At 59.0% G+C, this 22,287-nt stretch carries 14 protein-coding genes and 1 pseudogene; 8 read left to right on the top strand and 7 right to left on the bottom strand.

The window, feature by feature from the left end; translation table 11 throughout:
* Positions 1-891: 891 nt before the first annotated feature.
* The coding region (locus ACNA0I_RS19980; RefSeq protein ID WP_415807785.1) for an autotransporter outer membrane beta-barrel domain-containing protein at positions 892-4,623 on the top strand (3,732 nt) is incomplete at its 5' end.
* A 2-nt stretch (positions 4,624-4,625) separates the two neighbouring features.
* Here ACNA0I_RS19980 and ACNA0I_RS19975 read toward each other — a convergent pair.
* From ACNA0I_RS19975 to ACNA0I_RS19965, 3 genes are all read right to left on the bottom strand, one after another.
* Positions 4,626-5,408 carry a hypothetical protein gene (locus ACNA0I_RS19975; protein WP_415807784.1) on the bottom strand — a complete coding sequence of 261 codons (783 nt, stop codon included), beginning with the start codon at positions 5,406-5,408 and terminating at the stop codon, positions 4,626-4,628.
* A 41-nt stretch (positions 5,409-5,449) separates the two neighbouring features.
* A complete protein-coding gene (locus ACNA0I_RS19970) occupies positions 5,450-6,994 on the bottom strand; it encodes a complex I subunit 4 family protein (RefSeq protein ID WP_415807783.1) in 1,545 nt (514 codons plus the stop codon).
* 300 nt (positions 6,995-7,294) lie between these two features.
* Positions 7,295-8,206 (bottom strand): LysR substrate-binding domain-containing protein, encoded by a 912-nt coding sequence (locus ACNA0I_RS19965; protein WP_415807782.1) that lies wholly within the window; start codon positions 8,204-8,206, stop codon positions 7,295-7,297.
* Between the two features lie 178 nt (positions 8,207-8,384).
* On the opposite strand from ACNA0I_RS19965, the gene ACNA0I_RS19960 reads away from it, so the two are divergent.
* From ACNA0I_RS19960 to ACNA0I_RS19950, 3 genes are all read left to right on the top strand, one after another.
* Positions 8,385-10,418: a hydantoinase/oxoprolinase family protein gene (locus ACNA0I_RS19960; RefSeq protein ID WP_415807781.1), complete on the top strand. Its 2,034-nt coding sequence runs from the start codon at positions 8,385-8,387 to the stop codon at positions 10,416-10,418.
* A gap of 21 nt (positions 10,419-10,439) precedes the next feature.
* Positions 10,440-12,170 carry a hydantoinase B/oxoprolinase family protein gene (locus ACNA0I_RS19955; protein ID WP_415807780.1) on the top strand — a complete coding sequence of 577 codons (1,731 nt, stop codon included), beginning with the start codon at positions 10,440-10,442 and terminating at the stop codon, positions 12,168-12,170.
* 108 nt (positions 12,171-12,278) lie between these two features.
* Entirely contained in the window at positions 12,279-13,187 is a 909-nt protein-coding gene (locus ACNA0I_RS19950; RefSeq protein ID WP_415807779.1) for a Bug family tripartite tricarboxylate transporter substrate binding protein, read from the top strand.
* Between the two features lie 45 nt (positions 13,188-13,232).
* On the opposite strand, the gene ACNA0I_RS19945 is transcribed toward ACNA0I_RS19950, so the two are convergent.
* Together ACNA0I_RS19945 and ACNA0I_RS19940 are read right to left on the bottom strand one after the other, a co-directional pair.
* Positions 13,233-14,972: an ABC transporter ATP-binding protein gene (locus tag ACNA0I_RS19945; RefSeq protein ID WP_415807778.1), complete on the bottom strand. Its 1,740-nt coding sequence runs from the start codon at positions 14,970-14,972 to the stop codon at positions 13,233-13,235.
* 272 nt (positions 14,973-15,244) lie between these two features.
* Positions 15,245-15,844: an ATP-dependent Clp protease proteolytic subunit gene (locus tag ACNA0I_RS19940; protein WP_415807777.1), complete on the bottom strand. Its 600-nt coding sequence runs from the start codon at positions 15,842-15,844 to the stop codon at positions 15,245-15,247.
* A 55-nt stretch (positions 15,845-15,899) separates the two neighbouring features.
* Here ACNA0I_RS19940 and ACNA0I_RS19935 point away from each other — a divergent pair, with 55 nt between their 5' ends.
* The 3 genes from ACNA0I_RS19935 to ACNA0I_RS19925 all read left to right on the top strand — a co-directional run bounded on the left by ACNA0I_RS19935 (position 15,900) and on the right by ACNA0I_RS19925 (position 19,818).
* On the top strand, positions 15,900-16,694 hold the full coding sequence (locus ACNA0I_RS19935; protein WP_415807776.1) for an RNA polymerase sigma factor: 795 nt from the start codon (positions 15,900-15,902) through the stop codon (positions 16,692-16,694).
* 149 nt (positions 16,695-16,843) lie between these two features.
* On the top strand, positions 16,844-17,857 hold the full coding sequence (locus ACNA0I_RS19930; RefSeq protein ID WP_415807827.1) for an asparaginase: 1,014 nt from the start codon (positions 16,844-16,846) through the stop codon (positions 17,855-17,857).
* A 458-nt stretch (positions 17,858-18,315) separates the two neighbouring features.
* Positions 18,316-19,818, top strand: coding sequence for a PAS domain S-box protein (locus tag ACNA0I_RS19925; protein ID WP_415807775.1), 1,503 nt, complete (start codon positions 18,316-18,318; stop codon positions 19,816-19,818).
* 53 nt (positions 19,819-19,871) lie between these two features.
* Here ACNA0I_RS19925 and ACNA0I_RS19920 read toward each other — a convergent pair.
* Both ACNA0I_RS19920 and ACNA0I_RS19915 read right to left on the bottom strand, forming a co-directional pair.
* Positions 19,872-19,945, bottom strand: a pseudogene (locus tag ACNA0I_RS19920) (hypothetical protein); the annotation flags it as partial.
* 1 nt (position 19,946) lies between these two features.
* A partial coding sequence (locus tag ACNA0I_RS19915) for a LysR family transcriptional regulator (RefSeq protein WP_415807774.1) occupies positions 19,947-20,789 on the bottom strand: 843 nt, incomplete at its 3' end.
* 176 nt (positions 20,790-20,965) lie between these two features.
* On the opposite strand from ACNA0I_RS19915, the gene ACNA0I_RS19910 reads away from it, so the two are divergent.
* Positions 20,966-22,279: an MFS transporter gene (locus tag ACNA0I_RS19910; protein WP_415807773.1), complete on the top strand. Its 1,314-nt coding sequence runs from the start codon at positions 20,966-20,968 to the stop codon at positions 22,277-22,279.
* Positions 22,280-22,287: the final 8 nt, after the last annotated feature.

Raw genomic sequence — 22,287 nt, 5'->3', positions numbered from 1 at the left:
GGTGGCGGCTCAGGCGGCAGTGTGACGGATCACAGTGTGGTGATCGGCATCATTTTCACAGAGATCGGCACCGCCGTGAGCTGGGAAAACCTGATCATGGTGGGAGGACACGGTGGCAAGGGCGGCGACGGCGGCGACGTTGCCGTGGACGTCTGGGATTCCGCAGTCAGCACCCAGGGCGAATTTTCGAACGCCATCCTGGCGCAATCGATCGGCGGGGGCGGTGGCGACGGCGGATCGGCGCACGCTTTTTCATTCAATCCCGTTATCGGTCTGCAAAGCATCAATATCCAGGCAGAAGCGGTTGTTGGCGGCCAATGCCGCGATGCCAACGAGACGTGCGTGGGCGGTGAAGGCAAGGACGTGAGCGTCAATCTGGGGGATTGGGATGGCGTTGGCCAAACCGTCGTGCAGACCGCCGGGGACTACTCGAACGGTGTGCTGGCGCAGTCGATCGGCGGCGGCGGCGGTGATGGCGGCTCGGCCAATGCGTACTCCTTCGATAAGGAGACGGGGGTGGCCTTTAGCGTCAACTCGTTGATCTCAGTCGGAGGGAAAGGAGGAACAGGCGGCGACGCCGGCGCGGTCTACGTGAACACGGATGACAGCGTGCTGATTGCCACCGATGGCTCCGGCGCGCGTGGCATCGTCGCGCAGAGCGTGGGCGGCGGTGGCGGTACGGGTCAGGGCACCGACGTCTATCTGAGCGTGGATGGTCAATTGACCGAAGAGTTGCCCGGCGGCGTGGCCCTCGATGTGGGCGTTGGCATGAGCGGTGGCGAAGGCGGCCAGGGGGCGGCGGTCACCGTGAGCAATATGGGCGATATTTACACGAACGGCCGCGACAGTGACGGCGTGCTGCTGCAATCCATCGGCGGCGGNGGNGGTGTNGGCGGATCGCTGGGGGCCGATGACGGCGACATCCTGGACGCCCTGTTCAATGTATACAAGGCCCACCAGGATCACGACATCGTGGTCGCCAATGGCACGCTTGCCGTGAAGGTTGGCGGCACGGGCGGCAAGGGTGGCGATGGCGCGGTATCCAGCCTGTATCAAGATGGCGGCGTCTATACGTCAGGTGATTATGCGGACGGCCTTGTGGTGCAATCCATAGGCGGGGGCGGCGGTATCGGCGGGGCCAGCATTGCTTCGACTTACGAGAACTGGCTGGACGTGAATATTTCCGTGGGCGGTCAGGGTGGCATAGGCGGCCAGGGCGGCCAGGCCCTGGTGGCGTTGGGCGGCAATGCGGACATCGGCACGCAGGGCTACGGTGCCTATGGGGTGCTGGCGCAGTCGATCGGTGGTGGGGGCGGCCAGGGCGGCACCGGCACACTGGCAACAAAGGGGCGGATCATCATCGGTGCCGGTGTGGGCGGCGGTGGCGGCGACGGTAATAACGGCGGCGATGTGGGCTTTAGCTCGACAAGCAGCAACTGGATCCAGACCTACGGCGACACCGCACATGGTGTGGCTTTGCAATCGATAGGCGGTGGCGGCGGGGCGGGCGGGCTGACCATGGGCTCCGGCGGTACGCCATTGCGCGAATCGCTCGTCCTCACGTTGTCGGTCGGTGGCATGGGCGGCAACGGCGGCGATGGAGGAACGGTAAATGCCTGCACGGGCAACGACTGTTCCGTTGTCAACATTCTGACCGGCGGCGACATGGCGACTGGCCTGGTGGCGCAGTCGGTGGGCGGCGGTGGCGGCATTGGCTCGATGGGCGATCCAGATGCAGGGAACCCTCACTCTCTCAAGCTCGATCTCGGCCTGACGCTGGGTGGTGCGGGGGGCGACGGTGGCAATGGTGGTGCCGTCGCGATCCAGGGTGACTACAACATCGTGACCGGCGGCGCTTTCTCGCACGGTATCGCGGCGCAGTCAATCGGTGGTGGGGGCGGCATGGCTGCGGTGACCGACCCGTTCGGCACGTTGCAGTCCACGTATGAAGAAGGCGAAGCCGGAATCGGCGTGCGGGCTTCGCTGGGCAGTCTGGCTGATGGCGCAGGGGGGGACGGCGGCACTGTGAATCTGTCGGCCAATGGCACGATCCAGACCTGGGGAGACGGCTCGCATGCCATGGTGGCGCAGTCGGTCGGTGGCGGCGGTGGCATGGCGGGCAGTGTGATCAATAGTGATACGCTGCCACCCAGCGATCTATTCATTGAACGGTCACTCGTACTGGGCGCCGATGGCAGCGCCACAGGCGCTCCTACGGGTGGCGGTGGAGGCGACGTTACGCTGGACACGGGCGCTACTATCGAAACGTATGGCCGTGGCTCGGTCGGCGTCATAGCGCAATCCGTGGGTGGAGGTGGAGGCATTGCCAGTGTCAGCCAGGCTGCCGATCCAGGCCAGGTACGCCTGGGTGGGGGCGAAGGCACCTGGGGCGACGGCGGCGAGATATCGGTGACGTTGTCCGGTGGCGAAATCAACACCCATGGCACGGGCGCACACGGTGTCGTGGCGCAATCGGTCGGCGGGGGCGGCGGCATCGGCGGAGACCTGGGGCGGGCCATATCGCCGCTGGACGGTGCGGCCTGGGCAGGCAGCGGAGCCAACGTGACAGGCAGCGGCGGCAAGGTCGGCGTGTCGGTGCAGAACCGGATCTTTACGAACGGCAACAACGCCCATGGAGTCGTTGCCCAATCCATCGGTGGCGGCGGCGGATTGGCCGGTTCCGCGCAAGGCGGCTTTGCCGGCAGCGTGAGCGCGGCGATGGACAATGCCGATAATCGGGCCAGCGAAGTGACCGTGAACGTCAGCGGTACGGTCGGCGCGAGTGGTGATGGCAGCTCGGGTGTTTTTGCCCAGAGCCAAGGTGCATACCGGCAAGGCGGTACGGTCGCGGTCACTGTCGACGGGAGCGTCGCAGGCGGCTCGGGCAATGGCGCCGGTGTCTGGATCAGCAGCAACGCCACCGACCGCAGCTCCCTGATCATCAACAATGCGGGCCAGGTGTCCGCGCTATCAGGCACGGCGGTGCGTTATGACGGCGAGGCAGGTCTGGCCATCCAGAACAGCGGCCTGTTGTTGGGCAGCGTGTATTGCAGCTCGGCGGGCGCGTGTGATGTCGCCAACGCACCGGCCGGCAAAATGTCGGCTGCGGCGGTCTATCAAGCCAACGTGACGAACGCAGGTCAATTGATCGTGAACCCGCCTGCCGAATCGTCTGCCCGCTTGGCCATGGCTGACAACGGCACGCAAGCCGGTTCGTTCGGCCGCCTGATCGTGGCGGGCAATTACACGCAAGCCAGTTCGGGTGTGTTGGTGTCCTCGGTCGATTTTGCCAACATGCGAGCCACGAGCATGACAGTGCAAGGCAATGCAGTATTGGATGGAAAGGTAGAACTCAGTGCCGCCAGTCTGCTGCCCGGACGCGAGCTGACACTGCTTGATGTGCAAGGCACGTCGGCCGGCACGTTGCAAGCCAGTGACACGCCCATTTTTGATTTCGATATGCGTCAAGTGGGCTCGCAGCAGCGCGTCTCGGTCAAGGGCGCTGACTTCAATGCTGCCAGCCAGGGGCTGGCACGCAATCAGCGTGCGGTTGCCGGTCACCTGCAAGACATCTGGGATCGTGGCGGCAATGTAGAGATGGCGCCACTGTTTGCTGCGTTGAACACCGCATCGAGTCAAGGGGCAGGGACCTATCGGGACCAACTGGATGGTTTGTCGCCGGGTGTGGCCTTGGCGCCAGCTGTGCAGATGATGGCGGGCATGTCGAACTTCGCCAGTGCAATGATGTCGTGCCGCGATATGGAGCGCACAGGCACTGACGGGCGCGAACAGGATTGTTTCTGGGGTCAGGTCTCACGGCGTACCTCAGACCAGGATGAGGCCGACGGCACATCGGGGTACTCGTTCGACAGCAATACCTACCAAGTCGGCGGGCAACATGAATTCCGCCCGGACTGGTTCATCGGCGGATCTGTGGCCTATCAGAACAACAGCCTGCGTGCAGACAATGGCCGCATGGGCGGCAGCGGCGATGCGGGTTATGCAGGCGTCGTGCTGAAGCACCAGGACGGACCGTGGGTGTATGCGGCCTCCATCAGCGGCGGTTATGGGTCGTACGATCTGGATCGCACCATCGGCATCGACGGTTACGACCGCCAAGCCAGCAGCAGCCCCGACGTCTACAGTGCTGGCATGCGCCTGCGCGTGTCGCGCCACATCGGCGTTTCCGAGCGCTTTTATCTGAAGCCCTATGTGGACCTGGATGCGCTTTACGCACGTATGCCCAGCTACACCGAATCGGGAGGGCCCTTGAGTCTGCATGTGGATAGCAGCGATCAGTTTGTCGTGGGACTGTCGCCGATGCTGGAAATCGGCGGACGAGTGGACCTGCCACAGGGCGCCACCATGCGGCCCTATGCCTACGCAGGCGCGTCATTCCTCAGCGATGACTCATGGGATGCCCAGGCGCGTTTCAAAGGCGCTCCGGCAGGCAGCGACGGGTTTACGACCTCACTGCCTGGCGACAATGTGATCGGACGTTTTGGCGTGGGGCTGCAGGTCAACAACCAGTCGGGGCTGGATTTCCGGTTGCAGTATGACGGCGAAGTGTCCAGCAAGACCACTAGCCATGCCGGACAACTCAAGGTGATGTATCGGTTCTGAGGTTAAAAAGGCTCGTGATCGCGAGGCATTTTGTTCTCGGGCCAGCGCGTAAAAATCGCGTCTTGAGCTAACGCTCGGGCGCGCCACGCATTGAGCAGCTCGGCCAAGTCCTCGTGGGTCAGTCCATATGTCTCGGTCAGACCGGCATGGTGGCCGATGATGTGCCGGTTGAGCCGGGCCATGCCGGTACTGGCAACCGCCGTATCATCGAACGCGACAAGCTTGGTCAGTTTGTGATTTATGCTGGTCACCGTGAACTCGCTGCTGTCTTGCCAGTGCACTTTCTTGGTGTTCCAGATGGACTTCATTTCGAAACCGTCACGGTTCAAATGCAACGTGGTGCCACCACTGGCGGCACGCACGAGCAGCATGACCGAACCGAACAGAAAAAATGCGGCGCCAGGCCAGAGGATCAATTGTTTTATCAGAGCCAGCGTGTCGTTCAGCAGCATCCACAGGATCACCCCACCAAAGATCGCCGATAGCAGCGAGCACACGAGCAGCTTGATGGTGGTGGTTCTGAGCACGACAGGGCCCGGATAGCGGGCCAGCAGCGAGGCGGCAGTCCGCGTGTCACGCTGCAGCAGTCCTGGGCACATCTGCAAGACAAAAATCGCGGCGCACATCCCGAAGAACAGCGTGACAGGGATGCCCGCTTCGGCCCCATCCCGGATCATGCCTATGCCCAGGACAACGAACACGAGGCTGATCGCAAAGCATGCATAAGCGACAAAGCCTATGCGTTTTTTGCGGTTCGGTGTAGGGGGTGTAGATGGCTGAGTCATAGAGCGTTAGTGTAGTGGCTCTATGAGTCGTCGTTCAAACTTTAACCCGTCGCACCAGGGCGCTTCGCAATACTGCGGGGAACAATATGCGGCCCATGAATCCACGTGTCTTCGACGTGGGCGATGCGATGTTCTTCCATACTTTGTACAAGGTACTGTGTCGAAACATCAATATCGTCGGTAATGGGCTTGGGATCGATGCCGATACCGAGCACGAGCAGGGCCATCACGCTGAGCAATGCGAATTCGCGACGGCTCAGGTCCTTGAGTGCTGCAACGCGAGGATTGGTCACCATGCCGAAGATCACGCGCTTGTACATCCAGAGCGTATAGGCTGCGCTCAGGATCAGGGTCAGGGCCGCGATGGCGCCGATCCAGAAATTGGCTTTAATCGCCGCCATCAGCACCAGGAACTCGCCGACAAAACCCGATGTGCCCGGCATACCGATGTTGGCCATCGCGAACAGCATTGCGAACACGGCGAACTTCGGCATGGTCTGCACGACACCGCCATAGGCGTCGATCGTCGCGCTGTGGGTGCGATCGTAGAGCATGCCCGTGCACAGCAACATGGCGCCCGAGACAATCCCGTACGAGATCATTTGCATGACGGCGCCCGCCGTGCCCATATCCGAGAACATGAACAGGCCCAGCGTGACCAGGCCCATGTGGGATACCGTCGAATAGGCCAACAGCCTGCGCAGATCGGTCTGCATGAGCGCGACGATGCTGGCGTAGACCACGGCGATCAGCGAGAGCACGATCATCATCGGCGCCAGATAATGGCTGGCATCGGGCAGCAGGGGCAGGTTAAAACGCATCAGGCCATAGCCGCCCATTTTGAGCATGCCGAGCATGACGGCGGCGCCGGTTGGACCGTCGAGGTGAACGTTGGGCAGCCAGGTATGCACCGGCCACATGGGCACCTTTACGGAAAACGCACCGAGAAAACCGATGAACAGCGCGATCTGTACGCCAAACGGCAATTGCAATGCATGCCAACTCGCCAGATCGAAGCTCTTTGCTTCGAAGTAAAAATAAAGCACCGACACCAGCATCATCAATGAGCCGGTGAACGAAAAAAAGAAAAACTTGATCGCGGCGTGATTGCGGTTTTGACGTCCATACACGCCAATCAGCAGGTATAGCGGCAGCAGTGTGGCCTCGAAGAACACGAAGAACAGCAACCCGTCCTGTGCCGAGAATACGCCTTGCATCAGGCCCGAGAGCACCAGGAAACTGCCGTAATAGGCACCCATGCGTGAGTTGATCGTGCGCCATGATGCCAGCACTACCACGATCGTCGTCAGGGCCGTGAGTGTGATCATCCACAGCGAGATCCCGTCTACCCCCACGTGCCACGCGGCGTTGAATGACGGGATCCAGCGCGCATATTCCACGAACTGCAAACCGGCGGCCGACCGCTGGAAACCTAGTACGAGAGGGATGGCAGGGAGCGCGCTGACGCAAGCGGCAATGAGTGACAACCAGCGAACAGCATTGGGGTGCCGGTCGTTACCAAACGCCATGACAAGCGCGCCGGCCACGATGGGCACCCAGATCAACAACGACAGGGTGGGAAACATTTAAAGGACGTATCCTGGTGTGCTGCACAAAAATGGGGAGCAACATGCTCCTCATTGGCGCGACCGAGAACGAACTATGCCTGTGCGATTTCGAATGACAAAATCGCGGAAACCATTATGAATAAATGATTACAAGGCAAACGCCGGAATGTGGCGGCGCCAACGATGACGGAAAAGTATGCGAGTCGCGGACTTTTTTGCACCGCAGCGAATAGTACAGAGATTTTCTTTCAACGGCCTGACTACGCCGGTGTTAATCAATGGATGCCTCCGTATCGCGTAACCCCCTATGAACGGCAGTCAACTGTCCGAGGCAGGAAAGTTTTTGTCGAAAAGCACCTTCATCGCGCCGATGAAATCGTTGACCACTTTGGACCGTGGTTGATGTGATGGCAAGACCATCGAGAACGTATAGTAAATATCCGGAACGAGTGGCCGACAGACGATACGCGGATCCCGCAGCTGGGTGGCGGTGAAGGGATCTGAGATGGTAATCCCTAGCCCTGACGCGACGAGACTGCAGGCCGAGTGCGCGAACGTCGTTTCCATGACGTGCCGGCATCGTACCCCTGCCGAGGCCATCGCCATGTCGACACGTAGGCGAAGGGGGCTGTTCGAATGCAGCGAGATCAACGGCTGGTCGTGCAAATCCGTGATGCGCACGGCTTTTCTTCGAGCAAGCACATGGCCTCGGGGAAGTACGCAGACTGCTGCGACCGAGGCTTGCTGGAATGCATCGACGCCTGGGTACTCCGTGCCCATGAAGCCGATATAGCCAACGTCGACTTGATTCGCTGTCACTAATTCCAGTACGTCCTGTGATGGACAGACGTCCATGGAGACGGACACTTTGGGATGGGCTTGCGAAAACGCCTGAATACCCTCGCTCATAAATCCCAATCCCAATGCGCTGATGGTGGCGACGCGCAGGTTGCCGACCCGCGCCGCTTTGAGATCAAGCGCAACGCGTTCGATCGACTCCATGCCCTGATAAAAACGCTCTACCTCTCGGAAAAGCCGCCTGGCTTCTGCTCCGGGGATGAGGCGGTTGCCTTCGCGCCGGAATAGCCGGATAGATAGCGCTGTTTCCAGGTCCCTGATCAATCGGCTGACAGCGGGTTGGCTGATTTCCAGCAGTTCCGCCGCCAGCGTCATGCTGCCTGTCGACATGACTTTACGGAAGGCTTCGAGCTGTCTTGGATTGAGTGACATGGTGAATAGACCACCGGTATCTAAAGGAGAGGAGAGCGCTTTGAACGGACGCCACGAACGAGGCGATTGCTTGGAAAGCATAACATTCAATTATGTGCGTCCAATAATTTGTGTAGTTGTTTATGAGGGGCTGGCGCGCCAAGATGCACACATCGACGTTCATTGAATCGGAAAAGGCATGGTTCGGATAGGTATTGATGTGGGTGGCACGTTCACGGATTTCGTGATGGCCGATAGCGAGACGGGGGCGTTGTGTTATTTCAAAGTGCCATCGTCTCCTGCGGATCCGTCGATAGCGATTGCGCAAGGGGCGCGCGAAATGCTGGAGCGTTTCTCGGTCGAACCACGCGACGTCGCGTACTTCGGGCATGGCACTACGGTTGCGACCAATATGGTGATTGAACGCCGGGGCGTCACAACCGGGTTGGTGACAACCAAAGGCTTTCGCGATGTCCTAGCAATCGGGCGCCAGACTCGCCCCGCGCTATACGATCATGCGATTCATAAACCCGAACCACTCGTTCAGCGGCGTCATCGTGTGGAGGTAGACGAGCGCCTTGTCGCCAGCGGTGATGTGTTGCGAGAGCTGGATGAGGAATCACTGGCTGAACAGGTCAAAAAGCTGGTAGCCGATGGTGTGAAATCCATCGCGGTGGCATTCCTTCATTCCTACCGCAATCCCTCTCATGAAGAGCAGGCGCGTCGCGTAATCCAGCAAATGGCACCGCAGCTGCACGTCAGCATCTCTTATGAAGTGTTGCCTGAATTCCGGGAATTTGAGCGCACCTCGACGACGGTGCTCAACGCCTACGTCGCACCTCGCATGCAAACCTACCTGGATCGTTTACGCACTCGACTTAACGACGTCGGCGTGGGCGTTGAACCTCTGACATTCCATTCCAACGGCGGTTTGATGCCATTGAAAACGGTGGAAAATCTGCCGGTTCTCACGTGCCTGTCAGGCCCTGCAGCAGGCATCGTCGGCTCGGCGGTGATTGGAGCGGCAGCGGGAATCTCAGAGATCATTACGTTTGACGTGGGGGGCACGAGTACTGATGTGTCGCTCATTACGGGCGGCCATCCCAGTTTCACTTCGGATCGATTGGTCGCAGGACATCCCGTAAAAATGCCCATGGTGGATATTCACGTCGTGGGTGCCGGAGGCGGCAGCATTGCCAAGCTGGACGATGTGGGGGCACTGAAAGTCGGCCCAACGAGTGCCGGTGCGGTACCCGGACCCGTCGCGTTCGGGAAAGGCGGAGAGGAGGTCACGCTCACGGATGCGAATATCGTCCTGGGCCGGCTCAACGCAGAGAAGTTGCTTGATGGGCGTATGACGGTAGACCGAGACCGGGCGGTGGCCGTTATTGACGCGCGGATTGCACGGCCCTTGGGTTTGAGTGTAGAAGAAGCCGCTCATGGAATCTTGAAAATAGCGACGGCGAATATGAGCCGGGCCATTCGTGCCGTTTCGACGGAACACGGCTACGATCCGGCAGATTTCACGTTGTTCGCATTTGGCGGTGCAGGTCCCCTCCATGCTGTGGACGTGGCACAGGAGTGTGGGATCGGCCGTGTGCTAGTACCGAAAGAACCGGGTACGCTGTGTGCGCGTGGAATCCTGCTGGCTGACGTCAGCCGCGATTTTGTGCGTACGCAGTTGCTTCCTTTGAACGAAGATACCTGGCGTACTGTGGGACGTGTTCTGCAGGACATGCAGCAGGAGGGCGACAGGTGGTTGGCACAGGAAGATGTTCCGCAGGCCAATCGTCGATTCCATTTCCATATAGACGGCCGTTACCGCGGCCAAACTCACGATATCCGAGTCTTGGTGGACGCCGAGCGTGACGGCGATATGCAAGGATTTGTCGAGGCATTTCATCAGGCGCATCGTGCTCAGCACGGTCACGACAACCCGGGGCGAGTTATCGAGATCGTCAACTGTCGCGTACAAGCTGTTGGTCTGGTTCCCAAGAACAGTCTATCGATTGCTACACAGACGGCGACGGTGCCTTCATGGGATCAGCGGCGAGTATATTTTGGTCGCGACACGGGCTGGTTGATGACTACTGTTTATCGACGTGATTCGTTGCCCGCGGGAATGGAATTGGCGGGCCCCGTCATCATTGAGGAAATGAGCTCCACCACTATCGTGCTCCCTGGTCAGTCTGCCGTGATTGACCTGCTTGGAAATATCCTCATTCGAATCTAAAACGTCATAGCGAGCATATTCATGAGCCAACAACATGCTTTGCCGGAGCGGGACTTCGATCCCATTGCTGTCGAGGTATTCACCAATCGTCTTCTTGCCATCACTGAGTCGATGGCGAGCAACATCATGCGGGCTTCGTTCTCGCCACAGATCAAGGAGCGTAGAGATTTTTCCGTCGGGATGTTCGACCAGTTCGGGCGCTTGATCGCGCAGGGCACGCATATTCCTGTGCATCTGGGATCACTGATGGGATCCGTCGAGGCCGTGCTGGCCAGGTGGCCCGTAACCGAAATCCACGAAGGCGACGTGTATGTGTGCAACGACCCATACGCCGCAGGGGGAACACATCTGCCCGATATTTCCATTATTACGCCTGTTTTTGTCGATGGCTTGCTCGCGGCTTTTGCTGCCAATATCGGGCACCACTCCGATGTGGGAGGTGTCGTGCCTGGATCGACGTCCGCGAGTGCACGCAGTATCTACGAAGAAGGGCTGCGGATTCCCATTATTCGTGCCGCGCGGGCTCATCAGATCGACGATGACCTTATCGGGATGATCGCGCTGAATTCCCGGTTGCCCGAGGAGCGTGCGCTCGATCTGCGTGTTCAGATCGCTACCAACGAGAAAGGCGCGATTGCCGCTCAGACGTTGATCGGCCGTATGGGAGGCGCCGCCTGTTTCCAGCGCGCCGTGGATGATTTACTGCTCTACACCTTGCGCCGGACCGAGTATCGCATCGCCGCGCTTCCACAAGGCAGCATGGCCTTTACCACCTGGCTCGATGATGACGGCACTGGCCAAGGCGGCCGTGTGCCGTTGACCGCTACGGTCTACAAAGAGGGTAATCAGCTGGTGGTTGATCTGGCGGGCAGCGGCGCACAATCGCGCGGAGGCCTCAATGTATCGGAAAGTGCGCTGCGTGCGACGGTGTACTACTGCGTCAAGGCGATGCTGGATCCTGATCTCATGGCGAACCGGGGAATGGCCGATGCCATCGTCATCCGAGCACCCGAAGGGTCCATCGTCAATCCCCGATCGCCCGCAGCGTGCGGTGCGCGCACGATTACGTGTCAACGCCTCGCCGGCGCCATCATCGGCGCATTTCGAGGGCTTGTGCCGCGCGAAAGAACGATTGCTTCAAGCATGGATACCATGCCGACGATTTCGTTCTCAGGCGTTCATCCCGATAGCGGCGGCATTTATCTCTGCGGTGAGACCCTCGGCGGCGGATCGGGGGCCAGCGATATTGCCGACGGCATGGACGGTATTCATGTCCATATCACCAACTCCCGCAATTTGCCGACGGAGATACTCGAGCATGAATTTCCCCTGCGCGTCGAATATTACGGATTCGCCGTTGACTCTGGCGGTGCAGGGCGTCATCGCGGTGGCTTGGGAATCGTGCGTGAAGTTCGAGCACTGCAGGATGACACGATTTTCTCGGCACGCTCGGACAGTCATGTTCAAGGGGCTGCAGGGGCAGAGGGCGGCGGTGAGGGCGGACGTGGCAGACTGCTGCGCAACCCTGGGCGGGATAAGGAAGAAATCCTGTCGTCCAAGGTGAGGCATCTCGTCCTGGCAAAAGATGAGACTGTTCGCATTCAGACCCCGGGGGGAGCCGGATTTGGCGATCCCGCATTACGGTCATACCAAGCCCTGGCCGCGGACCTATTGGACGGTTTGGTCTCTACAGACGCCGCGCGCCAACTGTATGGTGAGGAACTGACTAACAAGGCTTTGGCTTTTCAATAATCACGTCTCAAGGGGATGAAAATGAAAAAGATCTGTTCAGTCGTCTCGCGATGTGCGGCACGGTTCGTTGCAGGCATTGGGTTTATCTTGATGACAACGAGCCCGTCGATGGCTCAGACGGACTATCCGGCTCGTCCGGTCAGGATAGTCGTTCCGTTCTCGGCCGGAGGCTCGACTGACCAGATCGCCCGTTCCCTGGCCGAAGGTTTGAGCAAACTCTGGCAGCAACCTGTGGTCATCGAAAATCGCGACGGGGCGAGCGGTTTGATCGGATCGCGGGTGGTCGCTGAGTCCCAGCCCGATGGATACACCTTGCTGTTCGGCACACAGACCACGCAATCCGTGTTGCCCCACATTGTGTCGCAGATGTCCTACGACGCGGAGCGCGCTTTTGTTCCGATAACAGAGCTGGTCTCCATTGCGCAGGTGTTGTCGGTGCCTCCGTCGTCTCCCTTTCGTTCCCTGGCAGAATTCGTGACGTATGCGAAAGGCCATCCAGGCGAATTGACCTTTGGCGGCGGCGTGGGGGCCACCACTCACATGGCAATGGAACTGTTCATGTCCCAGGCCGGTATACAGTTACTAGGCATCCCTTACAAGGGGTCCGCTCTGTCGATGAATGACTTGCTGGCAGGCCGTTTGGATTCGATGTTCGACGTCATTATGACCAGTCTTCCACACATCCAGGCAGGGCGTTTACGCGCATTGGCGGTGACCAGTGCACAACGACAGCCTCTCTTGCCCGATGTGCCCACGGTAGCCGAACTGGGATATTCCGGGTTCGAGACGAACGTTTGGTTTGCGTTGTTTGCACCACAAAATACACCGACCGAAATCGTTCAAAAAATTGCCGAAGATAGTCGCAAAGTAATGACCGAACCTGCGCGCCGCCGCATTTTCAATGAATCGGGCTTTCAGATCATCGCCAGTGATCCGGCCACTTTTGCAGAACGGGTTCGGCTTGAAAACGAAAAGTGGCGGCAGGTGGTCAAAAGGGCCAATATCAAGCTGGAGTGAGGACCGATACGCGGATTGGCCTCGACCGCCCGTCAGCACGATAGATCAATGCGCACGCCGAGCCAATACTTCATCACGCGGGCCTGCATCCACCACGCGTCCCGCTTCCATGACGACGATCGTGTCAAAACGGCTGAGCAAGCTGGGCCGATGCACGGATGCCACGATACACGCCGAGGGAAACGCCGCGTACATGCGATCGAATACCTGCCCCTCGGCTTGCGGGTCCAGCGCGCTGGTGGGCTCATCCAGCAGCAGCAAGGAACTGCCTTGCGCCGCCAATGCCCCCCGTGACAGGGCCAGGCGCTGCCGCTGTCCGCCCGACAGATTGCTGCCGCGTTCGTTGACCGGGCTGGCCAGGCCGTCGGGCATGCGCTGCAGCACTTCGTCGAACACGCCAGTATGTACGGCGGACTGCAATGCTGCTGACGTGGCGGGTTCGCCAAAGGTCAGGTTCTCTTGCACGCTGGCTTCGAACACCTCGGCTTCTTGCGGGATGAGTGTCGCCAATGTGCGCAGTTCACTCCAGTCTACTGATTTGCCGTCGCGCAACAGGTCGCCTTGCTGCGGCGGATAGAGACCGGCCAGCGTGCGCAGCAGAGTGCTCTTGCCGCCGCCGCTGGGACCGATCAGCGCGATGCGCGACCCTCGACGCAATACCAGATCGACGTCATGCAACCCGCCGCGCCCATCGGCGGAATAGCTCCACGTGAGGCCGCGCAGTGCCAAGGTTTGCCATGGCGCATCGGGCACGATGGCGGGCACGGCGGCCTGCGGATTGCCCGGCGCCTGCCAGATGGGTTCGGCACTGCTGAAGTCAGTGTGGATTCTTGAGAAACTCTGGAAATTCGAGGCAATGGCGCTGACGACCGAGGCGACTTGCTGGGCATACTGATAGATCATGAAGATCGTGCCCAGCAGCACGGCTTGTCCGGGTTCGCGATGTTGCAGCACGTAGTGGACCACGAGTATCCAGGTCAGGCCCATGCCCATCAGGTCTACCACGCACCACTTGACCTCGTTGACCCAGAGCGCCCGGCGCAGCGGTACCATCACTGTTTCCAGGCGACGGCCCAGGATTTTGCGCGAAGCAGCTTGCAGCCGCAGACCGATTACCGTCCCTGCATTGCTGACAAAATCGAGCAGCGCCGCAACATAACGGCGTTCCTCATCGTTCTCGGAACGCGCCAACCGCATCAGCACGAGGTCGAAACGCAAGGTGATGAGTGCAATCACCAGGTAGCCGCCAACGGCAATGCTGCCGCTGGCCTGAGACAGCAGGAACAACGCTACCAGCGGGCCAACGAAGTTCAAGGCACTGTGCAAATAGCCATACATGCCCCGTGCGAATGTCGACAAGGCACGGCTGGATTGCAGCACGCGGTGCTGCAAGTCGCCGGAGTGACGGCCATCGCGCCAGGTCAGCGGCGCGGCAGCGATACGGGCGTAGAGCTCGTCGGCCAGTTGTTCGCGTGCACGCACGCCTACCTGACCTTCCAGTACGCGTCCGGGACCATGAAATACCCAATGCATCGCATAGCAACTGACCAGGAACATGATCCACAGTCCGGCCGTCGGCATATCGTTTTGCTGTAGGGCATTGATGGCATGGCCGGCCAACCAGGGCAAGGTCAGCTTGATCAACTGCGCACCGGACAGCAGGGTGATTGCGCCGATCAGGTGCCGACGCTTGCCTTCGGCATAGCGCCAGAGCGCACCACACAGCTCGAGCGCTGCGCGGGTCATGCCGATAGAGGAAGACGATGAGGATGAATCAAGTTTCATTATGCAGGGCAGGCAGGTCGGACTGGCTTGGCAGGGTTAGGTAGAGCATTCCTGTGGGGCAGTCTGTTGGTTCAACAGCGTCACCTGAAACGCTTGGTCCCGCTTAGTAGGTGTGAATGATTAATGGCTTCCATTTACCGCCTGCGATGTCGACTGTGATCTCCACAGCGCATCGGTATGGATCGAGCTTGCGACGTACCATAGGCGTTCAACGAGTCCGTGCATAGATTTTCATTAGTATAGTTAATATACCTATATATAAACTGAGCGTTTTATCTTAGGTCCAGCTCACGTTTGTGTTGGATGATGCTCGACACCAGGCCATAGGCGACGGCGTCTTCAGCGGGCATCCACAGGTCGCGTTCGATGTCCACGCGCACCCGTTCGATAGGTTGGCCGGTTTCGCGCGCGATGACCTGCGCGATACGTTCGCGCGCCTTGATAATCTCTTTCGCCTGTAGCGCCATGTCGCTGGCAGAACCGCCTGCTCCGCCACTGGGTTGGTGAATGAGAAAGCGGGTTTGCGGCAGGCAGTAGCGGCGCTCGCGGGGTGCTCCTAAAAAAAGGTGAGTAGCCGCGCTGCCAACCCATCCGGTGCCGACCATGTTGACCGGCGCCGAAATAAAGCGCACCACATCATGGATCGCATCCCCTGATTCTAGATGTCCTCCCGGGGATGAGACGATAACGGTAATTGGTGCGTCCGAGTCGGCATCCAACGCCAGCAGTTTGCGCACCGTTTCGGACGCAAGTGTGTCCGTAACGGTACCGAATACCAGGACCATCCTGGAGCGAAATGCCTTTTCTTCCAGAAAGGTGCTGTCGCGCGGTGACGAAGGTCCCGGTTGCGTATCTATCTGTTGTGCAAACATATACTATTGTTCCTTGGTGTTGATTCATTTAGTAGACGAACGAACAGGTGTTTGCGTGACATATCCAGACGACTCTGCTTTTTCAACCGATGATGAAGCACTGCACCGCCGCCTAGTCCGGCTGGCTCGCCATTGGTTGTCCGTCGGCGAGGAGGCAGAGGAACTGGCGCAGGACACATGGGAGCGCGCCCTGAATGGCACGCCGCCGTCCGACGCCAAGAGCCGCGAAGCCTGGATGATCACCGTGCTGCGCAACCTTTGCATCGATGCCTGGCGGCGTCAGGAGCGGCTACGGGTCATCAAGGATCGGCTTGTGGAGGATGGTTCACAGGCGTTTGGCGTGGACTCTCCCGAACGAATAGTCGAACAGGCACAGCGTGTAGAACAGGCTTTGCGGCATCTGGTTCGCGTCTTGCCGGCAGGCGAGGTCGCGATGGTTCTTCTGTATGAGGTGTTTGATTACACTCACGCCGAACTTGGCGCACTGACGGGGCGCAGCGAGGTTGCTTCGCGCCAGCAACTGCACCGTATATTGCAGCGGGTGCGCCGGATTGACCCGAAGGACGACCCCGTAGACGACGATTCAAGCGATTTTCTCGTTCTATGTCATTGGGCGTTGGCGCAACGCGATGCTGCTGGGTTGGTCGCAGTGTTGCGAACTTCACAGCCCCAGGCGATGGCGCTTTCGGTTCAGGCTGCTAGGCCTAAGGTCCACGACTCGGCGCAACTGCCAGTGGTCACACTGACTCGGATCAGCGATTTGTTCATCCCGCAGTTGTGGGCCATCAACGGCTTTTATTTTTATCGACCCGTTCTTGAGCAAGATATTCGGAGGTCTGTATCCGCCTGATGCGGGTCTTAAAGCCTCTTTGGGCAATGGTTGTCAATCAGGTCATGTCCCGATCCCATCTGTCTGACACCCGGGTATATGTAGTCCTTCCTATAGCAACAACCCGGGAGACGGTTTTGAAGAAACTACCATTCTTGATAGCGGGAGTAATGGCGATGGCGGCACAAGCGTATGCGCAGGACAAGCCCACGGTCCAGTTGATCGCCACAGGCGGCACGATCGCGATGAAGATCGATCCGGTCAAGAAGGCGCCGGTGCCCGCGATCTCCGGCGATGATTTGATGGCCACCGTCCCCGACGTCGCAAAGTACGCCAAAGTCGAAGTCAATAACCTATCCAACGTCCCCTCCGACTACATGGACCCGGTGCGCTGGACGGCCTTGACCAAGGCGGTTGAAGAAACGCTGAAACGCCCCGAAGTAGCAGGTGTAGTGGTCTCACACGGCACGGACACGCTCGAGGAAACCGCCTTCTGGCTGGATACGACCGTCAAGTCGGACAAGCCCGTGATCTTGATCGGCGCCCAGCGCAATGCTTCGTCATCGGACTTTGATGGCCCGCGTAACCTGCTCAACGCGGTACGCATCGCGGTCGACGAACAAGCGAAAGGCAAGGGCGCCATGCTGGCCATGAATAACCAGATCAACGCCGCGCGTTATGTCACAAAGACGCATACGGCCAATGTAGAGACCTTTCAGTCGGGCAGCTATGGCTTGATCGGTGAAGTCTATGCGGACAAGGTCGTCATCGACCGCGCACCGCTACGTCGCCAGCACATTCCGATTGTTGCCACGGAAATGCCTCGGGTGGATATCGTCGCCATGTACGGGGGCGCCGATGACCGCATGCTACGCAGTGCAGTCGATCAGGGTGCCAAGGGGATCGTGGTGCAGGCCCTGGGCATGGGCAACGTCAACATGCCCATGTTCGAGGGGATCAAATATGCGCTATCCAAAGGGGTGCCGGTGGTCATTTCGACCCGGGTACATAACGGCCGAGTCATGGCGAACTATGGTTTCGAGGGTGGCGGCAAGACGCTGGCCGATGCAGGCGCCATCATGGCGGGCGACCTGACTCCACAAAAATCGCGCATTCTGCTGATGTTGCTGCTGCAGCAGGGAAAAACGGGCAAGGAAGATATCCAGGCCGCGTTTGATCTGTAGCGGGATCGGCCAGCGGGTGCCTTTTCGTAGTGCCTAATCGAAATCGATCAGGCACTACCGCTGCCACTGGGATCGTTCCTAACCCAGTCAAGCCTCGGGTTGAGGCGCCTTGCCAGGCTCATTCGGACGGACAGGGCGCTTTGGTTCGTGTCGAAATGGATCGGGAGCGTCGCCGGGAGCAGGCTGCTGACGTCCGGGGGCATTTTTCCTTGGGAGATCGCCAGGGACCTGATTCGGACGGTCTGAATCCGGGCCGCTGGGCTGGCCGTTTTGATCTACGCTTTGCTGACTCACATTCATGGATATCTCCGTTGGATTGTAGAAAGCAGCATGACGCTGCATCAACATCCTAAATATCAAACAACAAGCTCGACAGATCGCGTCATACTGATTTTTCTAGTAATTTTGGCTCACTCGTCCGGCCGGCATTCGACTATCAATTGCATAAAAGGAGCGAGATGAAACAGTTGTCCACCGTCTTCACCACCGAACGCCGTCATCTCCTGGAAATTATCGATGGATTGGTAGAAGGCATCATCCTGATGGATATGAACCGGCATATCGCCTGGGCCAATGACACCGCCTTGTCTATGCATGGCGTCGCCGATCTTTCCGATCTCGGCGGCACGGCTTCCGGTTATCGCAAGCGCTATACGCTTCGATATCGTAATCAGCGCAAATTGCTGGCCGGCCAATATCCCATGCACCGCGCATTGGCCGGAGAGTCTTTCAACGATATCGTCGTGGAAGTCACCTGCACGCGCGATTCGGATTTCTATCGAGTCCATCAGGCCAGGAATTTGGTGCTCAGCGATGCACAAGGCAAGCCCGAGGGCATTGTGCTGGTCCTTCTGGACGTCACCGAGCGCTACAGCGCCGAAGAGCGCTTCGAGAAGACCTTCAACACTAATCCCGCTCCGGCAGTCATCTGTTCACTAGAGGACATGCATTACGTCAAGGTCAACCAGGGCTTTCTGCAGATGACGGGTTACGAGCGTCATAACGTCCTGGATCATCACTTTGATGAGATCGACATACTGGGTAATTCGCCGCAGCGAAAGATCGCCGAGGAACGGCTGACGGAGGGGCGGACCATCTCACAAATGGAAACCTGCATACCGTTGCCGGACGGCACCGACAAACTGGTGATCGTAGCCGGCCAACCGATAGAGATCGGCGATGCTCAATGCATGCTCTTTACTTTCAACGATCTGGAGCCGCGGCGCAAAGCGGAAAATGCACTGCGCTATAGCGAGGAGCGGTTTTCGAAAGCATTCCGGTTAGCACCCGTGCCTATGGTGTTGAGCACGCCTGAAGGCGATGTGTTGGAGGTCAACGACGCATTCGTCGAGACGACAGGCTACGCGTTAAACGCGCTGGGCGAAAAAAAGGCATTGGCCGATCTATGTGCTGAAGCTGCTTCCTATGACGAGACAATGGCCAGATTAGAGGAGGGGGCAGGGATTCGAAACCTGGAGTTCAAACTAAGCACGCAAGACGGACAAGTGCTGGATTGTCTGGTGTCAGCCGAACCTGTTGTTATCCAGGACCAACCCTGCATTCTGAGCGTGATCCAGGATATTACTGAGCGCAAGCGCAGCGAGACCGAGCTGATGGCTGCTATCCAAGCTGTCATGCAGGATACTTCCTGGTTCAGTCAGACGGTGATCGAGAAACTGGCCCAAATCCGCCAGCCGCAGGGTGCCCCCAAGGCCGATGCCCAACTGGCCGACCTTACGCCGCGTGAACGCGAGATACTTGGCCTGATGTGCCAAGGTTTGAGTGATCCCGATATTGCACAGCATCTGAGCGTGTCTCGTCACACGGTGCGCAATCATGTTGCGTCGCTGTACAGCAAGCTCCAGGTGCACCGGCGCAGTGCTGCGATCGTCTGGGCACGGGAACGCGGCATTGTGGGATATGAAAAGCCGCCGCGCGTCAGGCGAAAAGCCAACCGATAGTTTGATACTGGCAAAAATAGTATTTCCTTCGCTTTTTAGGTCCGATAGCGCTTTTAAATTTGCCCGGTAAAGAGCGGCAGTCGTGACTCGATACGACGCAGCAATTCGGCGGCCGCTGTCGACAGCGNCCGGCCCAATCGCACCATCAGTTGCATCTCAGCCTGATGCAGCACGGGGTGATCGACGGGCACCAATACCAATGACCCATTGGCCATGTCATGTGTGACGCCCAGGTCGGCCATTAGCACGACGCCCGCGCCGCTCAAGGCATAGTGCCGCAGCACGCCTAGCGAGTTCGTCGTCAAGGCGGGCGATATATGAATCTTCTCGGTGAACTCCAGCATGTCGACCATGCGCCGCAGCCCGTAAGGCGCCGTCATCAGCGCCAAGGGATGCTGCAGCAGTTCCGTGATCGAGATCGCCCTGCGACGCCGCGCCAGCGGATGATCGGCACGTACCAACGCGCCCACGGGGATACGCTGCTTTGCGCGCACTCGCACTTCGGGATGCTGAGGGGGATTGAACGCCAGGCCGATGTGCACACGGTCGCTGCGCACGGCTTGCACCACCTCGTCGACCGATGCGGTATTGATGCCGATGCGTATATCCGGGAACTCCTGACAATAGGGGGCCAGCGCATGCGTCATCAACGCTTCTATCATGCCTTCACTGAGGCTGATCTCGATACGCCCGCGCCGCATGCCTCGCAGGGCATGCAGCCTGTCTTCCAAGTGCTCGTGCTGGGCACGATAGCCTCTCAGGAATTCTTCTAGCATCTCGGCAGCTTCGGTTGGCGCCAATCCACGCGCTCGGCGCTCGAACAGCGGCAGGCCGACTTCTTTCTCCAGCAATTGGATCTGTCTGCTGATCACGGACGGTGACATGTCCAGCTTCTCAGCGGCGCCGCGTATTGATCCGCAGACGATGACTTCGTGCATGTAGCGCAAACGCGCCTGATTCAATTCGTTCATTGCGCTCGCCTGTCGACGTCTGATGCGTGTGTGTGCTGCCAGCCTCCGGCACAGCATGAGTGTTGCCTTAAAGCGAACGATAAGTGATAACCCGTGCATTGTCCACAACACTCCGGTCTGCGAAGATCGCGCCTGGAACTTGCATAACCACTACCACAACACATAGGGAAACTCGCATGAACCATGGCGCTACCTTGCCAGGAACCCGCGACGTATACGCGTCTGCGGACCTGTCCTCCATCTATCGCAAGATCAATTGGCGCCTGCTGCCACTACTCGTTCTCTGCTACACCTTTGCCTATCTGGATCGCGTCAATATCGGCTTTGCCAAGCTGCAGATGCAGGCCGACGTCGGCATTTCCGATGCGGTCTACGGATTGGGGGCAGGCATCTTCTTTCTGGGATACGTCCTGTTTGAAGTGCCCAGCAATCTGCTGCTGGTACGTATCGGCGCACGCAAGACGATCTGCCGCATCATGATTCTGTGGGGCCTGACCTCGGCCAGCATGCTGTTCGTGCAGGGCGAGTACAGCTTTTACGCGCTGCGCTTTCTGCTGGGCATATTCGAGGCGGGCTTTGCTCCCGGCATGATCTTTTTCCTGACCTACTGGTACTCCACCCGCCGTATGGCGGGCGTCATGGCAGTAGTGATGTGTGCCGGCCCCATCGGCGGCATGCTGGGCGGACCGGTGTCGGCCTGGATCATGACCCGCTTTAGCGGCGCGCACGGGCTGGACGGCTGGCAATGGATGTTCCTGCTGGAGGGGCTGCCCTGCGTGCTGTTGGGTATCGTGGCTTTCATATTCCTGGCTGACAAACCGGAAAAAGCCCGCTGGCTGTCGCCGCAAGAACGTGAATTGCTGGCGGCCGATCTGCAGACGCGGCAGGCCGCACACGCGACCCATGCATTCAAGGACGTACTGAAAGATCCCGGCATTTATGCGCTGGCTATCCCGTATTTCTGCCTCATCAGCGGTCTGTACGCTGTCAGTTTCTGGCTGCCGACTTTGTTGCAGCAATCGGGCCTGCGCGACACCATGCAGATTGGCATCTGGTCGGCAATCCCCTACATCGCCGCGATCGTGGCGATGTTCGTCCTGTCGCGCCACTCGGACCGGCGGCACGAGCGGCGTTGGCACGTGACTGCACCAGCCATTCTCGCCGGCGTCCTTCTGGTCGGCGCCCTGTCCGTACCCGATTATTTTCTATTGTCGATGGCGATGCTGGCGTTGGCTACAGCCTTGATGTGGGCTGCCTACACCGTATTCTGGGCTATCCCGTCGCAACACTTGAAAGGCCCGGCCGCAGCCGGCGGCATTGCGCTGATCAACAGCATAGGCCTGCTGGGCGGCTTTGTCAGTCCCTCATTGATAGGCTGGATCAAAACGTCGACCCAGTCACTGAACGCCGGCCTGTACGTCATCGCCGCACTACTCGTGGTCGGTGTCCTACCCATACTGTTTACTCGCCACGCTCGCATACAAGGATGAGCACTGCC

Source organism: Bordetella muralis (assembly GCF_965139205.1).
Classification (GTDB): Bacteria; Pseudomonadota; Gammaproteobacteria; order Burkholderiales; family Burkholderiaceae_B; genus Bordetella_A; species Bordetella_A muralis.
Note: the sequence above shows the minus strand (reverse complement) of the source record. Positions and strands in the feature narration are given on the sequence as shown.